Origin of the sequence: Microbispora sp. NBRC 16548, from assembly GCF_030268985.1 — a bacterium.
GTDB lineage: Bacteria > Actinomycetota > Actinomycetes > Streptosporangiales > Streptosporangiaceae > Microbispora > Microbispora catharanthi.
Genome location: NZ_BSSF01000002.1, coordinates 711696 through 735466, shown reverse-complemented (window position 1 = coordinate 735466; position 23771 = coordinate 711696). Strand labels below are relative to the sequence as shown.

Below are 23771 nucleotides of genomic sequence, written 5' to 3'. Positions count from 1 at the left end.
GCCCCTGCTGAGGCTCGGTTCGCCGATCTGATTCACCCGGGGTGCCCCGTGACGCGAGTCGCGGGGCACCCGCTTTCCTTTTCAGGCCGGTCCGCTTCAGGTCTTCGCGGATCCGGAATACTCCCGGCGGAGTAGCCATACCGCGGACGGAGCAGGCCCGAGGTGCCTGTGGCCGGACGACGCGCCCCGGACGCGCCCCGGCCTAGCGTTGCGTCGTCAGTCACCGCTCCCCCATGAAGACCGCTGAAAGGCCCCGCATGGCCGCACCGCACGCACTGTCCGCAACCGCCCCCGCCGGCCGGTCCGCCCGCCCATCCGTCCGCCACGCCGGCTGGATCACCGACGTCACGTTCGCCGTTCTCACCGTGGTCCTCTTCGTCGCCGTCGCCCTCGCCACGGGCGTGCACAACCCCTGGGACGGCCAGATTCCCCTCGCGCTGTTCCTCGGCGCGCTCCTGCTCGTCCGGCGTCGCTGGCCGATGACCGTACTGCTGCTGTCGGTCGCCGCCGTCTTCGCCTACCACCTGGGGCACCCCTCTCCCGCCGGGTGGATCTGGCCCGTGGCGGCGGCGTACTTCACCGCCGCCGGCGCCTCCCGCGTGCGCTGGGTGGTCGTCGTCGGCGTCGCCCAGCTCGTCTACTCCGCCGTCGACGCCCGGTGGATCATCGACAGGAACCTCGTTCGCTACTTCGTCCACACCCTCGGTGAGGGGCTGCTGCTCGCGGCCGTCGTCGCCGCGGGCCTCGCCTACGCCGCGTCGCAGCGCCGAGGCGACCTGCTGCGCGAGGCCGAATATCGCGCCCGCGCCGCGGAGGAACGCCTGAGCGTCGCGCGCGAGGTGCACGACATCGTCGCCCACACGCTGGCCGTCGTCGGCGTCCACCTCAACGTCGCCGCCGACACCCTGCGGGAGGAGCCCGCCGAGGCCGCCGCCGCGCTGCGCCTGGCCCAGGACGTCAGGAACCGGGCGATGAAGGACCTCAACTCGCTCATCGCCGTCCTGCGGGAGGGCCCCGCCGGCACCGCGCCCCAGTCCGACGTCTCAGCCCTCGGCGCGCTCGTCGCCGACGCCCGCGCGGCCGGGCTCGACGTCACCCTCCGCGAACACGGGGACCTTTCGACGATCCCCGCCCCCGCCTCCGTCGCGGTCCACCGCATCGTGCAGGAGGCACTCGCCAACACCCTCAGGCACTCGGGGGCGACCATGGCCGAGGTGGCGGTGGGCCGCCACGCGCGTTCGGTCACCGTCGAGATCGCCGACAACGGCAAGGGCGACTCCTCGGGCGGCGCCGTCACCGAGGGGAACGGCCTCACCGGGATGCGCGAGCGGGTGCGCGCCCTCGGCGGGACGCTCACCGCGGGCCCGGAGCCCCAGGGCTTCGCCGTGAAGGCCGAGATCCCTGTGGCAGGCTCGGCGGAGTGACGATCAGAGTGCTCCTCGCCGACGACCAGGCGCTCGTACGGGCGGGCTTCCGCAGCCTGCTGGCCCGCTCGCGGGACGTCGCCGTCGTCGGGGAGGCCGCCGACGGCGCCGAGGCCGTACGGCTGGCCGCGGGCACCCGCCCCGACGTCGTCCTCATGGACATCCGCATGCCGGGGACGGACGGCATCACGGCCACCCGGAGCATCGTCACCGACCAGGACTGCCGGGTCGTCATCCTCACGACCTTCGACACCGACGAGCACGTCTTCGCCGCGCTGCGCGCCGGAGCCAGCGGCTTCCTCACCAAGGACGTCGAACCGGCCGAACTGCGCCGCGCGGTGGCCGCCGTGGCCGCCGGGGACGCGCTCCTGTCCCCCGGCGTCACCCGCCGCGTCATCGAGCGGTTCGCCCGGCGGCAGGACCTCGCGCCCGACGCCGGGGAGCGCCTGGCCGCCCTCACCACCCGCGAGTTGGAAGTGGTGCGGCTCGTCGCGCTCGGCCTGTCCAACGGCGAGATCGCCGAGCGCCTGGTCATCAGCCCGCTGACCGCCAAGACCCACGTCGCCAGGGCCATCGCCAAGCTGGACGTCCGCGACCGGGTCCAGCTCGTCATCCTGGCCTACGAGAGCGGCCTGGTACGACCCGGCCGTTGACGTCCGGTCAGGCCGTCGACATGGCGGATTCGATGCTGCGGTGCCGGGCGGCGCCGTGCGCTAAATCGGGTACGCCCGGCGTGCCGCCCTCGCGCAGGTCGTGCAGGAACCGCTGGTAGGCGTGAGCGACCGCATACGCCGGCGCGTCGGCGTGGGCGTCCAGTCGCGGGACGCGAACGTACGATTCCGGCACCGTCAGGGGAGCGAGTCCGGTGGATGTCCCGCGGCCGCCTTCGATGGTGATCGGGCTGAGCTGGAGATGGCCGATCGGAGCGGTGAGGACGAGGTCGCCCTCGGTGCCGTTGATCTCCCAGCGGAAGTTGGTGCCCCGGGAGACGCCTCCGCGGTAGTGGAAGGTGGCCACGGCGCCGCCCGGCAGCCGTCCCGAGGCCACCACCTGGTCCGCGGCGGTCATGGGCACGGGCCGTCCGCTCCCGGTGTCCACGGCCGACGTACGCCGCGACGCCAGGTCGATCCGCAGATCCTCGGGCTCTCCCAGGACGGACGCGAGTCCGTCGAGGGTGTGGGCGAAGGGGATGGTCAGCAGTGTCGCGCCGTTGGCGGCGTCGAGCACGTAGTGATCGCCGGGGCCGACGGTGGCGCCCCAGGCGCCGCCGGAGCCGACGACCGTCGTGGACAGCACCTCCCCCACGTAGCCGTCGGCCACGAGATCCCGTACGTAGGCGAGGGCCGGGTGCGACCGCGCCTGGAGTCCGACGACGGTCGGCACCGCGCGGCCGCGCGCTTGCCGCGCCATGTCGGCGGCCTCCGCGAGCCCGTTGCCCAGCGGCCACTCGCACAGCACGCTCTTGCCGGCGCTCAGCGCCGTCCGCACCAGTTCCCGATGGTGCGGCACCTTCACCGCCACGACCACGAGGTCCACCTCGTCGCAGGCGGCCAGTTCGGCCGCCGTCCCGAAGGTGCGCGGCACTCCGTGCTTGTGCCCGGAGCGCTCCGCCGACTGTTTCGAACTCGTGCTCAGGGCCCTCAGCTCGTAACCCGGGACGGCGCGCAGGGCCGGCAGGTGAGAGCGCCCGGCCCAGCCTCCGTTCGCCCCGAGTCCGATGATCCCTACTCCTATCGGCTTCCCGGACCGGGCCAGCTCGGCGAGCGGTGACGCGGATGTGTTCATCATTCGCGGCCTGTTCTTTCTGTAGACGGCACAGGGGTGCGTTCGCTGTCCAGGAGAGCCATGAGGGGTGCGGCGTAGCGGGTTCCGGCCACCGCGCCGGCAGGGACGGCCTCGTCGATAGTGCGGAGGTCCGTGTCGGTCAGGGCGACGTCGGCCGCGGCCAGGGCCTCCGCGACGCGGTGCGGCCGGCGGGCGCCCAGGACGGCCACGATGGCGCCGCGCTCGCGGCTCTGGGTGATGACCCAGGCGGTGGCGAGTTGCGCGACGCTGATGCCGTGCGCGTCGGCCAGCGGCCGCAGCCGGTCGACGAGGGTGAGGTTCGCGGCGAGATTGCCGGGGTGGAAGCGGGGCAGCCAGTGGGCGCGCGGGTCGCCTCCGGCCGGTCGCCGGTAGGTGCCGGTGAGCAGGCCGTGCGCGAGGACCCCGTAGGCGGTGACGCCGATCCCCAGCTCGCGGCAGGTGTCCAGGATGCCGTTGGTTTCGGGACCACGGCTGAACAGGGAGTATTCGATCTGCACATCGCAGATCGGGTGCACGGCGTGGGCACGGCGGATGGTCTCCGGCCCCACCTCGGAGAGCCCGACGTGGCGCACGTACCCGGCCTGGACCAGCTCGGAGATCGCACCGATCGTGTCCTCGATCGGGGTGTCGGGGGCGAGGCGGGCGGGGCGGTAGATGTCCACATAGTCGCTACCGAGGCGGCGCAGCGAGTAGGCGAGCGCGTTCTTGACGTGGGCGGGGCGGCCCTCGATGCCGACGAAGGCTCCGTCGGGGCCGCGCAGACCGCCGAACTTGACGCTGAGGAGCACCTTGTCGCGATCGCCGGCGCGCAGGGCGCGGCGGATGAGGTCCTCGTTGTGGCCCATGCCGTAGAAGTCGGCGGTGTCGAGGAGGGTGACGCCGGCGTCGAGGGCCGTGTGGATCGTGGCGACGGCGTCGGCCTCGTCGGCGGGGGCGGTGTGGTCGGACATTCCGGCGCAGCCCAGCGCGAGAGGGGCGACCTGAGGGCCGCCGGCTCCAAGGGGTCGGGTGTGCATGGCGCCTCCTGTGGGGCGAGAAGCATGGACGCCGCCGACAGGGCCGCTGCGAACGCAGCCGTCTGTTAGCGTTGATATTTCAACACTAGGAAGAGGAATGTTGACATGTCAACACAGGATGGAGAGATCACCGCATCGGACGAGGCCGCGACCGGGGTCGCACCGGAGCCTGTCGACTTCTGGGTCGCCTTCAAGCGCGCACACGAGATCGTCCGAACCCTCGTGATCACGGACACCGCCGAGGCGGCGGGCCTGTCCGAGCCGGACCTGATGATCCTCGTCAACCTTGAGAAGGCGGGAGGCGCCCTGCGCCAGAGCGAGCTCGCCGCGTCGCTCGGCTGGGATCGCACCCGCGTCTCCCACCAGCTCACCCGCATGAGCGCCCGCGGGCTCGTCGCCCGCGAGCGCACCGGCGGCGTCATCGTCACCCTCACCGACACCGGCCGCGCCGCCATCGCCGCCGCGCACCCCGGCCTGGACGCCGCGGTGCGCCGCCACTTCACCGACAAGCTCTCCGCACAGGAGATCGAAACGCTGGCCTCCGTGTTCAGCCGGCTTTGACGTGCTCCCCCGGCCCGAAGACCGGAGCACTGCGGACGACTCCCGGCAGCGGGCCGGAACGTGCCGGTCCACGGGTGACTCCCGATCGTCGGCGGCAGTGGACGCCGTGCGTCAAGATCTTTTCCTTGCGCACTAAATTCAAGTATTGACCTAAGTATCGAACGCGATCATTCTCTGGGTCAGGGTTCGCCCCGTTCACCCCCCGAAGAGGAATCGCCATCATGAGACAGCGTTCGAGGATCCATCCCACGCGCCGTGCCCTGACGGCCGTGCTCAGCGCACTGGTCCTGGTCGTGACCTGCGTCGTCGCAGCGGCGGCCGTGTCCGCGCCGGCCACGGCCGCGCCCGCGCTGCTGTCGCAGGGCAAGACCGCGACGGCCTCGTCCACCGAGAACGCCGGCACACCGGCGTCGGCCGCCGTCGACGGGAACACCGGAACGCGCTGGTCCAGCGCGTTCGGCGACCCCCAATGGCTCCAGGTCGACCTCGGCACAACGGCGACGTTGAGCCAGGTCACCCTCAACTGGGAGGCCGCCTACGCCAGGTCCTTCACGATCCAGGTGTCCGCCGACGCCTCCACCTGGACCGACGTCTACTCCACCACCACCGCGACCGGCGGCATCCAGAACCTCGCCGTCAGCGGCACCGGCCGCTACGTCCGCGTGTACGGCACCACCCGCGCCACCGCGTACGGCTACTCGCTGTGGGAGTTCCAGGTCTACGGCACGACGTCCGGCACCGCCTGCGGCACGGCCGACGCCGCCCAGGGCAGGCCCGCGACCGCCTCGTCCACCGAGAACGCCGGGACGCCCGCGTCGGCGGCCGTGGACGGCGACAGCGCGACCCGCTGGTCCAGCGCGTTCGGCGACCCGCAGTGGCTCCAGGTCGACCTCGGCTCGGTCAAGACGATCTGCAAGGTCGTCCTGACCTGGGAGGCCGCCTACGCCACGGCCTTCAAGATCCAGGTCTCCGACAACGCCTCCACCTGGACCGACCTCTACTCCACCACCACCGGCACCAGCGGCACGCAGACCCTCGACGTCACCGGCTCAGGCCGCTACATCCGGCTGTACGGCACCGCCCGCGCCACCGCGTACGGCTACTCGCTGTGGAGCTTCACCGTGAACACCACGGGCGGCTCGACGGATCCGACAACCCCGCCACCCGACGCCTTCTGGGGCGACACCTCGACCATCCCGGCGGCCAGGAACGTCGTCATGGTCAAGATCCTCAACCGGACCAACGGGCAGTATCCCGACTCGCAGGTCTACTGGAGCTACAACGGCCAGGTCCACTCGATCGCCGAGCAGCCCTACTTCGACATGCCGGCCAACACGGCGGGCCGGATGTACTTCTACCTCGGCTCCCCCAACAGCCAGTACTACGACTTCATCGAGTTCACCGTCGGGCCTTCGGTCTTCAACGGCAACACGACCCGGGTGGACGCGTTCGGCCTGAAGCTCGCGATGCGCCTGCACGCCCGCGACGGCTACGACGTGGCGGTCGGCGAGGACTACGCCACCTTCGCCGAGTCCCGCGCGGCGACGTTCCAGCGGTTCGTCGACGAGGTGCCCACCGAGTTCAAGCAACTGGCCCAGGTGCAGGCGCCGTACCGCATCCCGGCCCCGGGCAGCGCGTCGGTCTTCCAGCCCGGCGGGGCGTACGCGAACTACTTCACGGGCTACGCCGCCCAGCAGGGCGTGACGGCGACGACCTCGCAGGTCACCGGGTGCGCCGGGCCGCTCGCCGAGGCCCCGAAGATGTGCGCGGCGCTCAACCGGCACGTCGCCGGGCTGTCCGACGCCCAGCAGTCGGACGCGTCGAACTACTACAAGGCCGCGCCGGCGAACTACTACGCGAAGTTCTGGCACGACCACGCGATCGGCAAGCTCGCCTACGGCTTCCCCTACGACGACTACGCGGGCCGGTCCTCGTTCATCTCACACGGCGACCCGCAGTGGCTGCTGGTCGCGGTCGGCTGGTAACGCAGGCAGGAGACGCCATGAAGCACGCCCTTCCCCCGTTCCGGCGTGGGCTCGCTCTCACCCTGGCGATGGCGCTGGCGCTGCTCGCGAGCATCGTCGCCGGGCCCGCGCACGCCGCGCCCGTCCTGCTGTCGCAGGGCAAGACCGCGACGGCCTCGTCCACCGAGAACGCCGGCACACCGGCGTCGGCCGCCGTCGACGGGAACACCGGAACGCGCTGGTCCAGCGCGTTCGGCGACCCGCAGTGGCTCCAGGTCGACCTCGGCACAACGGCGACGTTGAGCCAGGTCACCCTCAACTGGGAGGCCGCCTACGCCACGGCCTTCAAGATCCAGACGTCCGACAACGCCTCCACCTGGACCGACGTCTACTCCACCACCACCGGCACCGGCGGCACGCAGACCCTCGACGTCACCGGCTCGGGCCGGTACGTCCGGCTGTACGGCACCGCCCGCGCCACCGGCTACGGCTACTCGCTGTGGGAGTTCCAGGTTTACGGCACCACCGGCACGTCCTCGGGTTGCGCCGGCCCCAACGCCGCGCTGAACCGGCCCGCGACGGCCTCGTCCACCGAGAACGCCGGGACGCCCGCGTCCGCGGCGGTGGACGGCGACCCCGGCACCCGCTGGTCGAGCGCCGCCGCCGACCCGCAGTGGCTCCAGGTCGACCTCGGCTCGGCCACGTCGATCTGCAAGGTCGTCCTGACCTGGGAGGCCGCCTACGCCACGTCGTTCAAGATCCAGGTGTCGGCCGACGCCTCCACCTGGACCGACCTCTACTCCACCACCACCGGCACCGGCGGCACGCAGACCCTCGACGTCACCGGCTCAGGCCGCTACGTCCGGCTGTACGGCACCGCCCGCGCCACCGGTTACGGCTACTCGCTGTGGGAGTTCGCCGTCCACACCAGCGGCGGCGGCACCACCGACCCGCCGCCGAGCGGTACGCCGATCTCGGCGTACAAGCAGGTGACGGCCTCGTCCTGGGAGGGCGGCAACGCTCCGGCGGCGGCGCTCGACGGGCGGACGACGACCCGCTGGTCGAGCCAGTACTCCGACGACCAATGGCTGCGGGTGGACCTCGGCGGGGCCGGGCACATCTCCGGCGTCTCACTCAACTGGGAGTCCGCGTACGCCACCGGCTACCGGATCGAGGTGTCCGCGAACGGCACGTCATGGACGCCGATCTACACCACGACCAGCGGCAGGGGCGGCGTCGAGAACCTGAACGCCACCGGCGACGGCCGCTACGTCCGCTTCGTCGGCACCGCCCGGGCGACGGGCTACGGCTACTCGCTGTGGGAGTTCCAGGTCTTCGGCACCGTGGACACGGCGGCCACGACCGCGCCCCTGCTGTCCCCGCCCACCAAGGCCCCGGCGACCACCGGGCAGTTCGCGCTGTCCGCCCCCGCCGACAAGGTTATGATCACCGACACCCGGCGGCCCGCGTTCTCCTGGGCGGCCGTCTCCGGCGCGGTGCGCTACGAGGTCTGGCTGAACGTCAGCCGCACCGACTACGACTTCACCGCCTCGGGCAACCTGATCGACCTCTACACCAAGGTCGCCGAACCGACTGGCACGAGCTACACGCCCACCTATGACATCCCCGACCGGTGGACGTACAAGTGGTATGTCGTCGCGGTGAGCGGCTCGGGCGCCAGGACGACGTCGGACATCCGCACCTTCAGCCTCTACCTGCCCGACATCGAGCAGGTCGCCGACGGCGTCCCGATCGTCAACGGCGTCCGCGACCTCGACAAGAACGGCACGGTCGAGCCGTACGAGAACTGGCGGCTGCCCGTCGAAACCCGAGTCAACGACCTTCTCGGCAGGATGACCCCCGAGGAGAAGGCGTATCAGATGTTCTACAACGCCCAGACCTACCCGCTCTCGGGCTGGCACTTCGGCCCGGCGTTGCCGAACGACCTGCACGCCGTGCTGCTGGGCGCGTCCGGAACCCGGCTCGGTATCCCGCCCGTGTCGGCGGGCGACACCATCGCCGGATACCAGACCACCTACCCGCTGCAGAGCACGCTCGCGGCGGGCAAGGACTACGCGCTCGACTACAGGCTCGGCGACATGCAGCGCCGTGAGGAGCTGGAGGTCGGGGCGCGCGGCGTGCTCGGCCCGCTCGCCGAGGTCGGCACCAAGGTCCTCTACCCGCGCATCCAGGAGGGCAACGGCGAGAACGCCGACGTCGCGGCCGCCCAGGTCCGTGCGCTGGTGGCCGGACTCCAGGGCGGCCCCGAGCTCAACCCCGCGTCCGTGCTGGCGACCGTCAAGCACTGGCCGGGCGAGGGCGCGGGCGGCGAGGCCGGGATCACCTACGACGCGGTGACGATCAAGTACCACATGATCCCGTTCCGGGCCGCGATCGAGGCCGGGGCGGTCAACATCATGCCCGGGTACGCCGGGAGCTCCTACCTCGACCCCGGCGGGTCGGGCGCGGGCGACAGCAAGCCGATCCTCGACTACCTGCGGACCAACCTCGGCTACACCGGTCTCATCACCACCGACTGGCTGCCGTCCTCGGTCTGGGTCAAGGCCGCGAACGCCGGCTCCGACGTGATGGGCGGAGCCGACCCCGGAGCCACCGGGTTCACCATGGCGACGTTCCTCGAAGGAGTCCCGATCGCGCGGATCAACGACGCGGTGACCCGGATCCTGCGTCTGAAGTTCACGCTCGGCGTGTTCGAGCGCCCGTACGGCGACCCGGTGAACGGTCCCTACCGCTTCCACCAGCCGTCGTACGTCGCGCTCGCCAACCAGGCCGCCCGGGAGTCCGTCACGCTGCTCAAGAACAACGGCGTGCTGCCGCTGAAGCTCAAGGCGGGCGACAACGTCGTGGTCGCCGGTCCGCGGGCCACCGACGGATCGGCCTGCTGCATCTGGACGAGCTTCTTCCACCAGGAGTACGGCTCGCAGACCCTCCTCGACGCGGTCAAGGCGCGGGCGGCCACCGCGGGCGTCAACGTCTACCAGGACACCGGGCCTTCACCCAAGCTCGCGATCGTGGCGGTCGGCGAGCCGACCTACACGCACGCCACCGCCTGGGTGAAGGAGCAACCCCAGGTGCCCGCCGACCAGCTGGCCGTCATCCAGAACTTCAGGAACCAGGGCATCCCGGTGGTCGTCGTGCTGACCCTCCCCCGGCCCATCGTCATCAGCGAGTGGAACGGCCTGGCCGACGCCATCGTGGTGACGTACCGGGGTGGTGAGGAGGTCGGCCCGGCCACGGCGGGCCTCCTGTTCGGCGACTACACGCCGCGCGGCCGCCTGCCGTGGCAGCTCCCGCGCAGCCTCGACCAGATCCTCAAACCGGGCGGCGGCGACGTGCTCGCCGACGCCGTCGAGGACTGGAACCTCCCCTACGACCTGGGCGCGACGGCCGCCCAGCGGTCGGAGATCCGGGCCCGCATCGACGCGGGCCAGACCGTCCCCACCACCTACGGCAACCCCCTCTACCCGTACGGAGCCGGCCTGCAGGGCTGGTCGTGACGCCCGCTTCAGACTGAAGTGGGCAGCGGCCCGCCGTGCCAGGTCATGGCGTCGCCCAAGGCGGCGAGGAGATCCACCTCGCCGCCTTCGGCCTCGGCGTAGGCACGGTGCAGGTTGAGCACCAGCCGCTCGGCGTCCGCCCATCCGGCGAACTCGCCCAGGTCGGCCGCCTGCGCCGCGGCCAGCGGGGTGAGCCCGTTCTCACGTCCCGCCCGGGCGGCGTCGAGGACGAAGCGGTAGTACCGCTCGTGCGCGGCCAGGACCTCCGGCAGCTCGGAGGCGGTGGCGAGCGGCCCGTGTCCCGGCACGACGTGCTCGGGTTCGAAGGCCGCCAGCCAGTCCAGCGACCGCAACGCACCCTCGAGCGACCCCATCAGCACCAGCGGCGTGAGCCCGTTGAACAGCAGGTCCCCGGCGAACAGCACCCGTTCGCCGGGAAGCCACGCCACCACGTCCCCGGGGGTGTGGGCGGCGTGGCCGGGGTGCCGCAACTCGACGCGGCGCGCCCCGGGATGGACGGTCAGCTCGGAGGTGAACACCACCGACGGCGGGCGGCGCGTCACGTGTCCCCAGTCGGGCACCGGCGTCCACACCGGCGGGCAGCCGTCGATGATCGGATCGGCCAGCAACGCCTCTCTCATCGCCGCGTGCCCGAAGACGACGGTGTCACCCGGGAGCAGGCTGTTGCCGTAGCAGTGGTCCCCGTGCTGGTGGGTGTTCACCGCCATCCGGACCGGGGCGCCGCCGGTCGCCTCGGCCACCGCGCCGAGAAACCGCCGGGTGCGCGCCTCGGTCGCGCAGGTGTCGACGATCAGGACGCCGTCGTCGCCTGCCACTGCTCCGGCGTTGTTCACCCACCAGGTGCCGTCCGGCTGCACCCAGGCGAAGACCCCCGGCTCCACCTCGTGCAACCCTGCCTCTTGCGACCCTGCACCGTCGGCCCGCTCCACCACGCGCTCACGATTCCTCTCCCCGGCGTCCTACCCAGGGGACCCTATCGACGGCCTCCCTGCCGCCGTGAGCCAGCCGCGGCCGGCCGCTCCAGGTCGGCCCGCGTCAGCTCCGGCCGTACAGAGTCGGCAGGTCGATCAGGTGCACATCATCGATGTGAGCGATTCCCATCGTGTTGTTCCATTTGGCTTCGCCGATGGCCAGAAGCGGCGGTTTGCCGCCAGGCTCACTGATGCACGGTGAGCACGATCTTGCCGATCTGGGCGCCGGACTCCATGTGCCGGTGGGCCTCCACGACCTCCTCCAGCGGGAACAGGCGGTCCACCACCGGGCGGAAGGCGCCCGTACGCAGGCCCGAGGCCACGAAGGCGACGGCGCGGCGCAGCCGCTCCGGGTCCCTGGTGATCTCCAGCACCGTGTACGTACGCATGTTCAGCGCGGGCATGCCCAGGTCGAACCCCGGATAGGGCGTCGGCTGCCCGCTCTGCGCACCCCACAGCAACAACGTCCCGCCGGGCGCGACGACCCTGGCCAGTTCCGCCACGCCCGGCCCGGCGACGGCGTCGAAGACGTACTCGGCACCCCTGCCGCCAGTCAGTTCGAGCACTCGCCCGGCGACGTCCTCCTCGTCGGAGACGACGACCTCGGCCGCGCCCTCCTCGATCAGCCGCCGCCTCTTGGCACGGGTGCGGGTGACGGCGATCGGCGTGGCCCCGATGCGGTCGGCCATGTGGATCGCGGCCAGGCCGACGCTGCTGGACGCCGCGTTGATCACCGCCACGTCTCCCGCCCGCATCCCGGCCACCTCCGTCATCGCGCCGTAGGCGGTGAGGTAGGGCATCCACACCGCCGCACCGGTGACCTCGTCCATCCCGTCGGGGCGGGACAGGAGCGCGGACGCCGGCACGATCGCCTGCTCGGCGTAGACGCCGTAGTCGTTCTGCGAGAAGAAGCCGGGCAGGACGCTGACCGCCTGACCCTCCGCGAACCCGGCCACCTCCGGACCGACCGCCTCCACCACACCGGCGGCCTCGGTGCCGAGCGTGGCGGGCAGATGCTTCACCGGCTCGATGTACCGGTCGCGCCGGAACAGGATCTCGGCCCTGTTGACGCCGATCGCCTCGACCCGGATCCGCACCTCACCGGGCCCCGGCTCGGCCGGCTCCAGGTCGTCCAGCCGCAGCACCTCGGGCCCGCCGATCTCGTGGAACCGCACCGTCTTCGCCATGTCGTCGTCCTCCGCTCGTCCTTATCGCGATCCACTGTGTCGGTTCACTGTGCGGCCAAAGTACGATCAATGTCAAACTTCGACGAAAGTCGTACTATGGGGCCATGGGACGTACGCCGCCGCACCCAGAGGTGTCGCAGTTCGACCTCCAGCAGGTGCTGGAGGCCCTCGTCGATCCGGTACGCCGGAGCATCGTCGCGCAGCTCGACGCCTCCGACGCCGACATCCCCTGCGGGGGCTTCGACATTCCGGTCAGCAAGTCCACCGCCACCCACCACTTCAACGTGCTGCGTGAGGCGGGCCTGATCCGGCAGCACTACGTCGGGACGTCGCGGATGAACTCCCTGCGCCGCGCCGAGATGGACGAGGTGTTCCCCGGTCTGCTCGACGCCCTCACCCGTCAGCCGGTGAGGAAGACCTGACGCTCCGCGGCCCTGTCGTCGAACGCCTCCAGCCGGGCCTGTCCCTCGGCGGCGAGGGTGTCCAGCATGGTGTGCAGCAGCGCGGTGCACAGGACGGTCGGGCCGGCGTGGGAGTCGAACGCGAAGCCCGAGCTCACCGGGGCGAGCAAAACCTCGTCCGCGAGGTCGGTGAGCCGGCCAACAGGCTGGTCGGTGACGAGGGCGACCTTGAGCCGGACCCGCCGCGCCCAGACGAGGCCCTGCTCCAGCTCACGCGGGTAGCGCGGCAGGCCGATGGCGAGCACCCACGCGGCACCCGACTCCGCCGCCCTGCTCAGCCGGTCTTCCAGGATCGAGCCCGGCACGTCCAGCACGCGTACGTCCGGGAGCACCTTCTCGGCGAGGTAGCCGAACAGATGGGCCAGCGGCGCGGAGATCCGCAGGCCCATGACCAGAAGCGGGCTCGACCTGGCCAGTTGACCCGCCACCCGCCGGAGCTGGCCGGGATCGGCCAGGCCGTCGCGCAGCCGTTCGAGGTCGCGGATCTCGGAGTTGACCAGTTCCTGGATCTCGTTGTAGCGGTCGTCCGTCGCGACCGGCGGCCGATCGCCGAACACGGACGTGCGCAGCGCCTCCCGGAACTCCGGGAACCCGCGGAACCCGAGCGCGGCGGCGAAGCGGGTGACCGACGGCTGGCTGACGCCGGCGCGCGCGGCGAGGTCCGCGCTGGTGAAGAAGACGGCCTCCTGCGCGTTGTCCAGCAGGTAGCGCGCGATCCGGCGTTGGGACGGCGAGAGGCGGTGGCCGTCGAAGAGCGTCCGCAGGTTCGCGACGATCCGGGCGGCGTCCAGCACGGCGAGCGACCGGCCAGGCTCTGGGACGTGCCTCATCCTGGAACACTTCCCTTCTTCGTGGAGTGACGGACCCGGCCCCCTGGCCGGTCGCCTCACTCGTGAATCGCGAAGCGCCTGCCGGATGCAACGCCGCCGGGCGGCCCCCGTGGGGACCGCCCGGCTACGCCGCGTCGTGATGTCGGTCAGTTCTTCGGGCCGTTGCCGTTGAACCTCGTCTTGCACTCCTGCAGCCGCACGTCGGCCTGCTCGCCCCGGTCGACGGTCACGTGCACCGTCTCGAGAACCTCGCCAGTCGGGCGGGCGCAGGTGAGCGTCCAGCTTTCCTTGATGAAGTTGCCCGGCCCGGTGGCGACGACGCCGGTCTCGGTGTAGGCCGGGGCCGGCCGTACGGACGGATTGACGTGCCAGGCGAACTTGCCGTTGGCCGGGGTGACCAGCGTCGACTCCAGATGGGTGGGGACCCTCTGGGGCGGATCGACCACGTTGTTCGCCTGCCGGATCGGCGCGGTCCACAGGTCGAAGTCCTTTGTGATCTTCAGGACCGCACCCTTCGGCGCCTTGCCGGTGATGACCGAGTGCCCGGCCGGATCGGCCGCGTACTCCAGGGCCACCATGAACGCCTCGCGGTTCGACTTGCCCTCGTAGCGACCCGTCCCGGTGTAGTCCTCGATCACCTCGGAGTAGGTGTTGTTGGTCGACTGGGTTTTCATGATCTCGAAGGTGAACCCGAGGCCGCGGGTCGCGTAGTACGACCAGTCCGGGGTCTCGCCGGTCGTCTCGTAGTCGAAACCCGACTTCATGCCCGTGTAGCCGTTCTCGGCCGTGATCGCGTCGGTCAGGGCGGCGTAGACGGCCTCGTCCGGGGTGTCGCCCGCGCGCTTCTCCAGTGGCGGGCGAAGGACGGTGTGACCGGAGGTGTGGTTTGTGATCAGGACGGTGACCTGGTTGTTCTTGGTCAGGTCCATGATGTTCTGCACTTCGGGCTCGGAACCGGGACCCGGGCCCCGGGTCGTCGCGTTGGAACCGGCGTTGCTGCCCCAGCCGAAGGGGTAGTTGCGGTTGATGTCGACCCCGGCGCTGCTCGCGCACGTCGGGGACAGGCCGCAGCTCGTACGCCGGTTGATGACGAATCCGTCGACGTTGACGACCGGGACGAAGACGACCCGCGCCTGGTCGAGCAGGCGCGTGACCCGGGGGTCCTTGCCGTCGTTGTCGATCAGGTCGTAGGCGAACTCCATCGTGTGCTCGCCGGAGGGCCATTCGTTGCCGTGGTGGACGCCCATCATCAGCAGGACCGGCTTGCCGTCGGCGGCGCCGACGTCGTGGGTGACCTCGATGCCGTACACCTCCCGGCCCTGGCGGGTCTTGTGCGGCAGCGTGATGTGCTTGACGAGGCCGGGGTGCCGGGCGCTCAGCGCCAGCATCTCGTCGTTGTAGTCCGTGATCGTCCGGTAGGTGGTCCGTCCGCTTGGCAGGCTCGGCGCCTGCTGCTGGACGATCGCCTGGGGGTCCGCAGTGGCCGCGGCACCGGCGCCGGCGGCCGGAATGCCGAGACCTCCCAGAAAACCGACGCCCAGCGCCAGCGTGAGAACGCGTTTCCCGAGGACAGAGGCAGTGGAGGGGGACGTGCCTCCTGAAGACATGCTGAAACCTTTCTCAGCCGCGGACGAGCGGGAAACGAAAACGCATCCTTTTCTCCGGGCCGTCTTTCGGCAGTACGCGACACCCCCCGAACAGCCGCTGACTGCAAAGTTTCAGTAAGTCTGCGTGGTGAATGTGAGCCTGTCAACCACTGATCGGCGGCCTTCTCCGCACATACGGAAAATGCGTCGGTGATTTTCCGCACCCGCATATGACGCCCGAGGTGCGGGGAGACCGAGTTTTCGTTTCGCAGCGTGCACGTCCTTCGAGCAGCCGTCATCCGCGGCTCGGGCCGGCATGCCGGACGGTCGACGAGGTCGACGCCACACGCCTATCGGTCGCGGGGAGAAAAGCCTTCGCGGGGCGTGGGCCGGGATCCCGCCCGCACGGCGAGATCGGCCGTCTCGCTTTCCCGGTGGCGGAGGCATTCGACAACGCGGGGCCCGTCTCGCCGCTCACAGGTCCCGCGGGTAGGGCCGGGTTCGCGGCCACACGACCACGACCGGGTGGGCGGCGGGGAGCGGCGATCATCGTTGGACGGCTCCGACGCCGGCCATCCGGTAATCAAAGGCACCCGATTTTCCGAGCCGGGAGGGTGAAAGTTTCACCGAGATGCGTCCCACTCCGGATCGCCCTTCACTCTCGACGAACCGTCGGCCTACATGCCTTTGTCAAGGCCGACCAGGGAGCTTCTCCCGTTTCTGACACGATCGCATGTCAGATGTTCATTGACTCGACACCTGCGATTCACCTATTGTTCCGCACGGGTTTCCGAAACTTTCTTTCTTTGTTCGAAAGTTTCGATCGGGCTTGTGTGAGGAAGCGGGCGTGCCCTGCCCACCCCGGCGGCGACTCAGGAGGAACGAACGTGTTGGCACAGCTCGTCCTGTTCGCGATCGACATCTGCGCGGTGGTGTTGCTCGTCTTCGGGCTCTACTTCCCACGACACCGCCGGCGCGACCTGGTCGTCTCCTATCTCGGGGTCAACATCGGCGTCCTCGCGGTGGCGAGCGTGCTGAGCGCGGGCAACGTCGGCGCCGGGCTCGGGCTGGGAATGGCGCTGTTCGGCGTGCTGTCCATCATCCGCCTGCGCTCGACGGAACTCGACCAGCACGAGGTCGCCTACTATTTCTCGGCCCTCGCCCTGGGCATCCTCGGCGCGGTGAGCACCACCCCGGCCTGGCTCAGCGGTGGCATGATGGCGCTCATCCTCGCGGTGATGTTTCTCGGCGACCACCGGCGGCTGTTCCGGCACTACCGGCACCAGATCCTGGTGCTCGAATCGGCCTTCACCGACCATGTCGCGCTCGTCGCGCACCTGGAACAACTCCTCGACGCCCGGGTGCACGCCGTCACCGTCCAGCGGCTCGACCTGGTCAACGAGACCACCGTGGTCGACGTCCGGTACGCGCTGACCGACCGGGCGCTGACCGCCGAACCCGAGGCGCCCGCACACGCCGGAGCACGCCGATGACCACGACGCCCATCGGGGCCGCCCTGGCGCGACTGGCCCCCGTCGGACTCGGCGAGCTGGTCGACCGGGCCGCATTGCAGACCAGGGTGGACCGCAAGTACCTGGTCCCGGCGGAGGCCCTGCCCCGTCTGCTGGAACGGCTCATGCCGTACGCCCAGGTGCTGGACATCGACGGGGAACGCACCTTCCGCTACCAGTCGGTGTATTTCGACACCCCTCAGTTGGCCAGCTACCACTGCGCGGCCTATCGCAGGCGCCGGCGTTTCAAGGTGCGCACCCGCACCTATCTCGACTCCGCTCAATGCTGGCTGGAGGTCAAGATCAGCGGTGCGCGGGGCAGCATCACCAAACACCGGCTGCCCTACGACCCGCGGGACCGCGGCACGGTGGGCCCCGGGCGCGACTTCGTCGACGAGGCACTCGCCCGCGAGTCGATCGGTCCCGCCGCCAGGAGCTCCCTCGACCCGGTCCTGGTGACCGAATACCACCGCGCCACCCTGCTGCTGCCGGACACCGCGAGCCGGGTCACCCTCGACACCGGACTCGCCTGGCGGCACGGCGACTCCGCGCTGCGGCTGCCCGGCCTCGCCGTGGTCGAGACCAAGAGCGCCTCGGCCGCCACGCCAGTCGACCGCGTGCTGTGGCGGGCCGGGATGAGACCCGCCCGCATCTCCAAGTACGCCACCGGTCTGGCCGCGCTCCGCCCCGACCTGCCCGACACGCCGTGGCGGCGGACGCTGCGCCGCCACTTCCGCGGCACCGCGTCGCCGATGGACCCGGCGCCGGACCTTTCCCACCGCCCCGAACAGGAGGCATCGTGCGTCTGACGCTCCGCAGCACCGGTGTCACGGCGGCCCGCCGCGTCACGAGGACCGCGGTCGCCGCCGTGCTCCTCACCGTGCTCCTCACCGGGCTCCTCGCCGGGCCCCTCAACGCGTACCCGTCGTCGGCGGGCGCCGGATCGGCTTCCGTCACCGGATCGGCCGGCCGCGCCGCGAGCACCGCCGACACGGCGACCGCGACCGCCGATGCCGCGGCGGCGTCCGCCGCGGCGGACGACCTGACCGGCGACATCGCCTTCTCCACGCCGAGCGGCACCTTCCAGGGACAGGTGTCGGTGTCGCTGAGCACTGCGGTCAGCGACGCACAGATCCGCTACACCACCGACGGGACGCCGCCCACCGCGCAGTCGGCGCTCTACGGTGGCCAGCCGCTGCAATTCGCCCGCACCACCCAGCTGCGCGCACAGGCCTTCGTCGGCGGCACGGCGTCCGGGAAGCCCGGAACGGCCATGTACGTCGCCCAAGCCACCACCACGGCCCACGATCTGCCGCTGGTCCTGATCGACTCGTACGGCAAGGGCAAGCCCGGCCGGGATTACCTCGACGCCGCCACCATGATCTTCGATCCGGGCAGCGGTGCGACGACGTCGCTGTCCGAGGCTCCGGCGGTCGCCACCCGCGCCGGAGTCCACCTGCGGGGGCAGTCGTCGGCCTCGTTCGAGAAGGCGCCGTATCGCCTCGAGTTCTGGGACAACGACAACGACGACGCCGACTACCCGGTGCTGGGGATGCCCGCCGACTCCGACTGGGTGCTGCGCGGGCCGTTCCCGGACAAGTCGCTGATCCGCGAGGCCCTGGTCTACGACCTCGGCAAGGAGATGGGGCTGAAGGTTCCCCGGTATCGGTTCGTGGAGCTCTACCTCAACACCGACGCCGGTCCGGTGGGCGCCGACGACTACATGGGCGTCTACATGCTCGCCGAGACGATCAAGAACTCGAAGAACCGCCTCGACCTCAAGAAGCTGGACGAGGACGACACGACCCTGCCGAAGCTCACGGGCGGGTACATCTGGAAGTTCGAGTGGATGGCCGCGGAGGAGCCGACGCTGCCGTGCAGCGGGTCGTCGGCCACCTGCTGGACCTACCTCGAGGTGGTCGACCCCTCGCCGCTGCAGCCGCAGCAGAAGGACTGGCTGCGGGGCTACATCCAGGAATTCCACAACGTGCTGCACTCGCAGAACTTCGCCGACCCGAACACCGGCTATCGGGCGTACATCGACGTGGGTTCGTTCATCGATCAGTTGATCATCTACGAGCTGAGCCGGAACATGGACGCCAACTACCGCAGCGCCTACTTCTACAAGGACCGGGACACGAAGATCTTCGCAGGCCCGCTGTGGGACTACGACCTCACTTTCGGCGTGGGCGGGTTCTTCCAGAACGACCAGACCGCGGGCTGGCAGTATCAGCAGACCCGGCAGCCGCTCGCCAACGACTGGTTCGCCCAGCTCATGCGGGATCCGGCCTTCGTCGACCAGGTCAAGGCGCGCTGGCAGGCGCTGCGCCGTGGCGTGCTGTCCGACTCCGCGCTGCAGAGCAGGATCGACGCTCTCGCCCAGCCGCTGACCAACGCCGCGCAGCGGAACTTCCAACGCTGGCCGAACCTCACGACGCGCACCATCGGCTTCTTCAACACTCCGACCGCGTCCACCTGGCAGGGTCAGGTGCAGTACCTGCGCGACTGGGCGCTGCGCCGCGCGTCCTGGCTGGACTCGACGGCGGGGTGGGGCGGTGCGGTCACCTCGCCCAGCGCCAGCCCGAGTCCCAGCCCCTCGCCGAGCCCGTCGCCCAGCGCCAGCCCGAGCCGATCGCCGAGTCCGAGCCCCTCACCGTCCGGCGGAGTGTCCGGCGCGTGCTCGGCGGCGTTCCGGGTGGTCAACTCCTGGCCCGACGGCTTCCAGGGTGAGGTCACGGTGCGCGCGGGCAACGCGGCGATCAACGGCTGGACGGTGAACTGGACCTGGCCCGGTTCGCAGACCGTCACCCAGCTGTGGGGAGGTGTGCGCTCGGGCTCCGGCTCGAACATGACGGTGCGCAACGAGTCGTGGAACGGCTCGCTCGCGGCCAACGCGAGCACGACCTTCGGCTTCGTCGGCGGAGGATCCTCGGCCACCCCGGCGGTCACCTGCACCAGCCCGTGAGATGAAGCGAATCGGCGAGGTCCCGTCCGCCGGACGGGACCTCGTGCCCTGTCGCACTCAGGAGGCATCAAGCGCCTGGCCGCGTGAGGCACCACGGGCGGTGTCACCTCGTTGGCGGCCACCGCGCGGCGGACCTCGGCATGCGGGTGCGCCACCGGATCGATGTCGGCGGCCGTCAGCAGCCCCCGCTCCACGAGCCGCGCAGCGCTCCCGGCCCGGTCAGCCCTCCTTGGTGTCGACGTAGACGACAGCGTGCTTCACGGCGACCGAGGTCCACGGCACGATGACGACGGCGCCGTTCCGCTCGAAGACCCGTGCGTCGTCCCCCTCGGTGCCGTACTTCTGCGGCAGCTGCGCCACCTCGGCCGCCTTGCCGGTGGCCGCGTCCAGGCGGACGAGCCGGGGAGGCAGGTCGCGCCAGTCGCCGACCTCCAGGGCGAGCAGGCCGTGGTCGTCGGCGCGGACGAGATTCAGCATCGTGGGCTGCGTGCCGGACGACTCCCACACCTTCTTGCCGGTCTTGAGGTCGAAGGCGAGCGCCTTGTCGCTCGATCGCGCCTTGTTCGGCACGTTCTCCGGGAAGGTCGTGAGGTAGAGACGGTCGCCGTGCACGGCGTAGCGGCGCTGCTCGAACATCCCGTCCACGAACGCCACCGTGTTCATGGCGAGCATGTCCACCTTGCCGGTCGTGAACTCGCTGAGCTTTCCACCTCGATCGTCGAGAACGAGGAAGGTGCTCTTGTCGCCCTCCTCCTGCCGGACGACCAGCGGGTCGGCCGACAGCACCAGGCTCATCAGGCTGAGATCGCCCATCTTGTAGCGCCATACGGCCTTGCCGCTCTTCGGGTCGAGCACCTGCACGAAGTTGCCCGAGCCCTCGAAGCTGCAGTCGAGGAGCAGGGCCACCCGGGTGGCCGCCGTGTTCATGTCCTTGATGTGGCAGCCCTGGGGAAACTGGGCCGTCCACTGCTTCCTCCCATCGGACAGGCGGTAGCCGGACAGGACGTCGTGCGCGTACACCACGGCGACATCGCCCGCGTCCATGATCCGGGGCACCGTGAGCGAGTTTGCCAGCCGGGACTTCTCCGCCGGAATCTTGATCTTCCAGGTGATCTTTCCTGTCGCGGCGTCGACCCCGGCCAGGTGGTCGCACAGCTGGTCGCTGCCGTACGCCACGGCGCCCTTGCCGTTCGCCAGGTCGGCGGTGGCGCCGCAGAGCTGGTCGCCGGGCGAGGGGGTGCCCCAAGCGCGCTTGCCCGAGGTCAGGTCGTAGGCGAGCACCCCGTCGCGCTGCACCCGGATCACCGTCTTGTCGGTCAGCCAGCCCGCGAACGAGAGCCCCTGGGTGAAGTCCATGCTGTCGGCACTCGCGAGCGGGACGGACCATTCCCCCGCGCTCCCACCGGAATCGGTGCCGGAACCGCCGCCCGCGACGAACCAGGCGGTCCCCGCGCCCACCGCCAGCAGCACCACCAGCCCGAGCGCGACGAACAGCGCCGTCCTGCCCTTGCCGCCGGGTGCCTGCGGCGGCGGCTGCGGTGGAAGCCCCTGGGCGGGCTGCCCCGGAGCGCCATAGGCCTGGCCCTGGCCGGGGTAGCCCCCCTGCTGACCGGGGTAGCCCGGTTGGCCCGTGTACCCCTGCTGGCCCGGATGCCAGGGCGTCTGGCCCGGCTGGGGCTGCGGCTGCCCCCAGGGCTGCGGGTACGGCGAGCCCGGGTATCCCTGACCCGGCTGCCCCTGTCCTTGCTGACCCTGACCCGGCTGGCCCTGACCCGGCTGGCCCTGACCCGGCTGCCCGTACGGCGCCGGTGCGCCGGGGGCACCCGGACCCCAGGGCGCAACTTGGCCGGGCGGGCCGTACGCCGGAGGGGCCGGGGCCTGCGGAGCCGGCCCGGCCTGCTCACCCCACTGCCCCTGACCACCCGGCTGCCCGTACCCCGGCTGCCCGTATCCCGGCTGAGCGGGGGCGGCCTGGCCATAGGCCAGCTGCCCGTATCCCGGCTGAGCGGGCGCGGGCTGGCCATAGGCCGACTGACCGTACGCTGGCTGACCGGGCGCGGCCTGGCCGGGGGCGGACTGGTGGCCCCAGCTTCCGGCGTCACCCGGTTGTCCCTGGTCGAGGTAGGGCTGTTCCTGTCCGCCGTAGGGCGATCGGCCCGGGCCATAGGGGTACGGCGAGGGCGGAGTAGACGGTGTGGGCGGCGTGGGCGGTGTGGGCCCGCCGTACGGGTCCCTGTTGTGCTGATCCGTCATGCCTCTCCCCCGATCACGCGAGCTGGGCGCGGACGTAGCCCGCCCACTGCCGCTCGAAGTCCGCCCTCGTCACGCCGAGCGCCTGGAACAGGGCGGCTTCGCTGTCGTCGCCCGGCGCCCGGTAAGCCGCGACCACGCCCTCGACCAGCTTCCGCTCGCCGTACTTCTGGGCGATGAACCGCATGGCCAGGTGCCCCATGAGGTAGTTGACGCTGGTCATCTGCTTGAAGTCCCAGAGGGCGTTGGTCGGCAGCTTCCCGTCGAACGGCATGGCGAGCTGTCCTGCCACGTAGGCGCGGCCCTCACTGACACGCCGGTTTCCGTTGATCGGCCGGCCGCGGCCGGCGACGTACTCGGCGAAGCCCTCGGTGATCCAGTTCGCCCTGCCGAACAGAGCGAACTGTGCGCTGTCGAGCCCGGCGACGAGCGAGTGCGCGAGCTCGTGCTCGGAGATCTCCGTGATCCCCTGCTCGTTCCTGAAGAACTCGGACGTCGTGTCCATGACGACGCGAGTGCCGCCGATCTTCACGGTGTCGTTCCCGATCCCCCATCTCGGCATCGGGATCGAAACGCCGGCCTCGTTCGCCTTGGCCGTACGGAACAGCTTGCCGAGCTGGGCCTTCCCCTCGACCAGCGCCACCACGAACCCGGTCGGCACCGCCGCGTCCGGATCGCCGTTCTTCTGCCAGAAGGCGAGATCGCTCGCGGCGGCGGCGGAGACGGTCGGCGCGACGCGCCGGGCCAGGGCGGCGTCCTGCGGCCTGGCGAGGACGAGGCTGGCGCCCGCCTTCGCCACCACGATGTCCGGCCAGATGTCCCACGGCCCTGGGAAGTACATCGTCTTCGACACCTCGCCGGTGATCGTCGGCGGCGCGCCCTGCACCTTCGTCACGACAAGGGGCGCGTTCGGCGACGCCTTCTCGATGGTCCAGCGATACCACTCGGACACCGGGCGCAGGTCGATGCCGGCGAACCGGTGGACGAACGCGACATCCTGCGTGAACTTCACGCCCCGCCCGAAACTGTCCTGAGCCCGGCCCTGGCGCCGCAACACCTGGTAGGACTTCTCGGCCAGCGGCATCTTGCGCAGGTTGGCGAAGACTCTCGCCTGGTCGCGGACCAGAGCGGCGTTCTTCTGGTCGAAGATCGAGGTGAACGCCTTGGCGTCACCCGAGGCCAGCGCCCTGCTGTGCGACTGGACCAGCTTGCTGATCTCGTCGTCCTTCACGACGACCGTGTTCGAGTCGGTGGCGGCGTCGCCCGTGGCGTCGTCGCCTGAGCCGCCGCCCCGCAGGACGAGGCCCACCCCCGCACCCACCGCGACGACGAGGACGAGGGACAGGATCCCGAGCGTCACCCACAGCCCGGTCCTGCGTCCGGGCGCAGGAGGCGGAGGGGGAGGGGGAGGCGGAGTCTGCCACTGCTGTGGCGGAGGGCCGTACTGCCACTGCGGCGGAGAGGGAGGTGGAGACTGCCACTGCGGCGGCGGCTGCGGCGGATACTGCTGGTGATAACCGGGCCCCGTCGTCACTCTTGCCCCGTAAATGCTCAGAGTTACCGAAAGGCGTAAAGCGTATCAGTGGTCAAGAAGCGGGCACCGGCGCTTCCTCGAATGCGCCACACGCACTCTCGCTATGTCCTCTGACCAGGCGTTTTCGAGCCTCTCCACCGAATGCGCCGGACCCTCGCGGTCAATC

The 23771-nt window shown here is 70.7% G+C and carries 17 protein-coding genes; 9 read left to right on the top strand and 8 right to left on the bottom strand.

Going from position 1 to position 23771, the window contains the following annotated elements:
* Window positions 1-233: 233 nt before the first annotated feature.
* Together QSK36_RS07745 and QSK36_RS07740 are read left to right on the top strand one after the other, a co-directional pair.
* Window positions 234-1424 carry a sensor histidine kinase gene (locus QSK36_RS07745; protein WP_285781832.1) on the top strand — a complete coding sequence of 397 codons (1191 nt, stop codon included), beginning with the start codon at window positions 234-236 and terminating at the stop codon, window positions 1422-1424.
* On the top strand, window positions 1421-2077 hold the full coding sequence (locus tag QSK36_RS07740; RefSeq protein ID WP_285781831.1) for a response regulator: 657 nt from the start codon (window positions 1421-1423) through the stop codon (window positions 2075-2077). The genes QSK36_RS07745 and QSK36_RS07740 overlap by 4 nt, the downstream gene beginning before the upstream one ends.
* 7 nt (window positions 2078-2084) lie before the next feature.
* Here the strand turns inward: QSK36_RS07740 and QSK36_RS07735 are convergent, their stop codons facing one another.
* Both QSK36_RS07735 and QSK36_RS07730 read right to left on the bottom strand, forming a co-directional pair.
* Window positions 2085-3212, bottom strand: coding sequence for a Gfo/Idh/MocA family protein (locus QSK36_RS07735; protein ID WP_285781830.1), 1128 nt, complete (start codon window positions 3210-3212; stop codon window positions 2085-2087).
* Window positions 3209-4246, bottom strand: coding sequence for an aldo/keto reductase (locus tag QSK36_RS07730; RefSeq protein ID WP_285781829.1), 1038 nt, complete (start codon window positions 4244-4246; stop codon window positions 3209-3211). The genes QSK36_RS07735 and QSK36_RS07730 overlap by 4 nt, the downstream gene beginning before the upstream one ends.
* Before the next feature lie 105 nt (window positions 4247-4351).
* On the opposite strand from QSK36_RS07730, the gene QSK36_RS07725 reads away from it, so the two are divergent.
* From QSK36_RS07725 to QSK36_RS07715, 3 genes are all read left to right on the top strand, one after another.
* Window positions 4352-4807, top strand: a complete 456-nt coding sequence (locus QSK36_RS07725) for a MarR family winged helix-turn-helix transcriptional regulator (protein WP_285781828.1) — start codon at window positions 4352-4354, stop codon at window positions 4805-4807.
* Between the two features lie 221 nt (window positions 4808-5028).
* A complete protein-coding gene (locus QSK36_RS07720; RefSeq protein WP_285781827.1) occupies window positions 5029-6792 on the top strand; it encodes a discoidin domain-containing protein in 1764 nt (587 codons plus the stop codon).
* A gap of 17 nt (window positions 6793-6809) precedes the next feature.
* Window positions 6810-10289: a discoidin domain-containing protein gene (locus QSK36_RS07715; protein WP_285781826.1), complete on the top strand. Its 3480-nt coding sequence runs from the start codon at window positions 6810-6812 to the stop codon at window positions 10287-10289.
* An 8-nt stretch (window positions 10290-10297) separates the two neighbouring features.
* On the opposite strand, the gene QSK36_RS07710 is transcribed toward QSK36_RS07715, so the two are convergent.
* Both QSK36_RS07710 and QSK36_RS07705 read right to left on the bottom strand, forming a co-directional pair.
* Entirely contained in the window at window positions 10298-11200 is a 903-nt protein-coding gene (locus QSK36_RS07710; protein WP_285781825.1) for an MBL fold metallo-hydrolase, read from the bottom strand.
* A gap of 266 nt (window positions 11201-11466) precedes the next feature.
* Window positions 11467-12468 carry a zinc-dependent alcohol dehydrogenase family protein gene (locus tag QSK36_RS07705; RefSeq protein ID WP_183535107.1) on the bottom strand — a complete coding sequence of 334 codons (1002 nt, stop codon included), beginning with the start codon at window positions 12466-12468 and terminating at the stop codon, window positions 11467-11469.
* 104 nt (window positions 12469-12572) lie between these two features.
* Here QSK36_RS07705 and QSK36_RS07700 point away from each other — a divergent pair, with 104 nt between their 5' ends.
* Window positions 12573-12890: an ArsR/SmtB family transcription factor gene (locus QSK36_RS07700; protein ID WP_182903875.1), complete on the top strand. Its 318-nt coding sequence runs from the start codon at window positions 12573-12575 to the stop codon at window positions 12888-12890.
* Here QSK36_RS07700 and QSK36_RS07695 read toward each other — a convergent pair.
* Together QSK36_RS07695 and QSK36_RS07690 are read right to left on the bottom strand one after the other, a co-directional pair.
* Window positions 12869-13759: a MurR/RpiR family transcriptional regulator gene (locus QSK36_RS07695; protein ID WP_183535105.1), complete on the bottom strand. Its 891-nt coding sequence runs from the start codon at window positions 13757-13759 to the stop codon at window positions 12869-12871. The genes QSK36_RS07700 and QSK36_RS07695 overlap by 22 nt on opposite strands.
* 146 nt (window positions 13760-13905) lie before the next feature.
* The gene (locus QSK36_RS07690; protein ID WP_285781824.1) at window positions 13906-15366 is read right to left on the bottom strand and encodes a M14 family zinc carboxypeptidase; all 1461 of its coding nucleotides are present in this window, start codon (window positions 15364-15366) and stop codon (window positions 13906-13908) included.
* A gap of 866 nt (window positions 15367-16232) precedes the next feature.
* Between QSK36_RS07690 and QSK36_RS07685 the strand changes: the two genes are divergently transcribed.
* The 3 genes from QSK36_RS07685 to QSK36_RS07675 are packed head-to-tail and all read left to right on the top strand — an operon-like array spanning window position 16233 to window position 19821.
* A complete protein-coding gene (locus QSK36_RS07685; RefSeq protein ID WP_285781823.1) occupies window positions 16233-16838 on the top strand; it encodes a DUF4956 domain-containing protein in 606 nt (201 codons plus the stop codon).
* Window positions 16835-17665, top strand: a complete 831-nt coding sequence (locus QSK36_RS07680; protein WP_285781822.1) for a polyphosphate polymerase domain-containing protein — start codon at window positions 16835-16837, stop codon at window positions 17663-17665. The genes QSK36_RS07685 and QSK36_RS07680 overlap by 4 nt, the downstream gene beginning before the upstream one ends.
* Window positions 17656-19821, top strand: a complete 2166-nt coding sequence (locus tag QSK36_RS07675) for a CotH kinase family protein (RefSeq protein ID WP_285781821.1) — start codon at window positions 17656-17658, stop codon at window positions 19819-19821. The genes QSK36_RS07680 and QSK36_RS07675 overlap by 10 nt, the downstream gene beginning before the upstream one ends.
* Before the next feature lie 219 nt (window positions 19822-20040).
* Here the strand turns inward: QSK36_RS07675 and QSK36_RS07670 are convergent, their stop codons facing one another.
* Window positions 20041-22074, bottom strand: coding sequence for an outer membrane protein assembly factor BamB family protein (locus QSK36_RS07670; RefSeq protein ID WP_285781820.1), 2034 nt, complete (start codon window positions 22072-22074; stop codon window positions 20041-20043).
* A gap of 13 nt (window positions 22075-22087) precedes the next feature.
* On the bottom strand, window positions 22088-23431 hold the full coding sequence (locus QSK36_RS07665) for a hypothetical protein (protein WP_183535098.1): 1344 nt from the start codon (window positions 23429-23431) through the stop codon (window positions 22088-22090).
* Window positions 23432-23771: the final 340 nt, after the last annotated feature.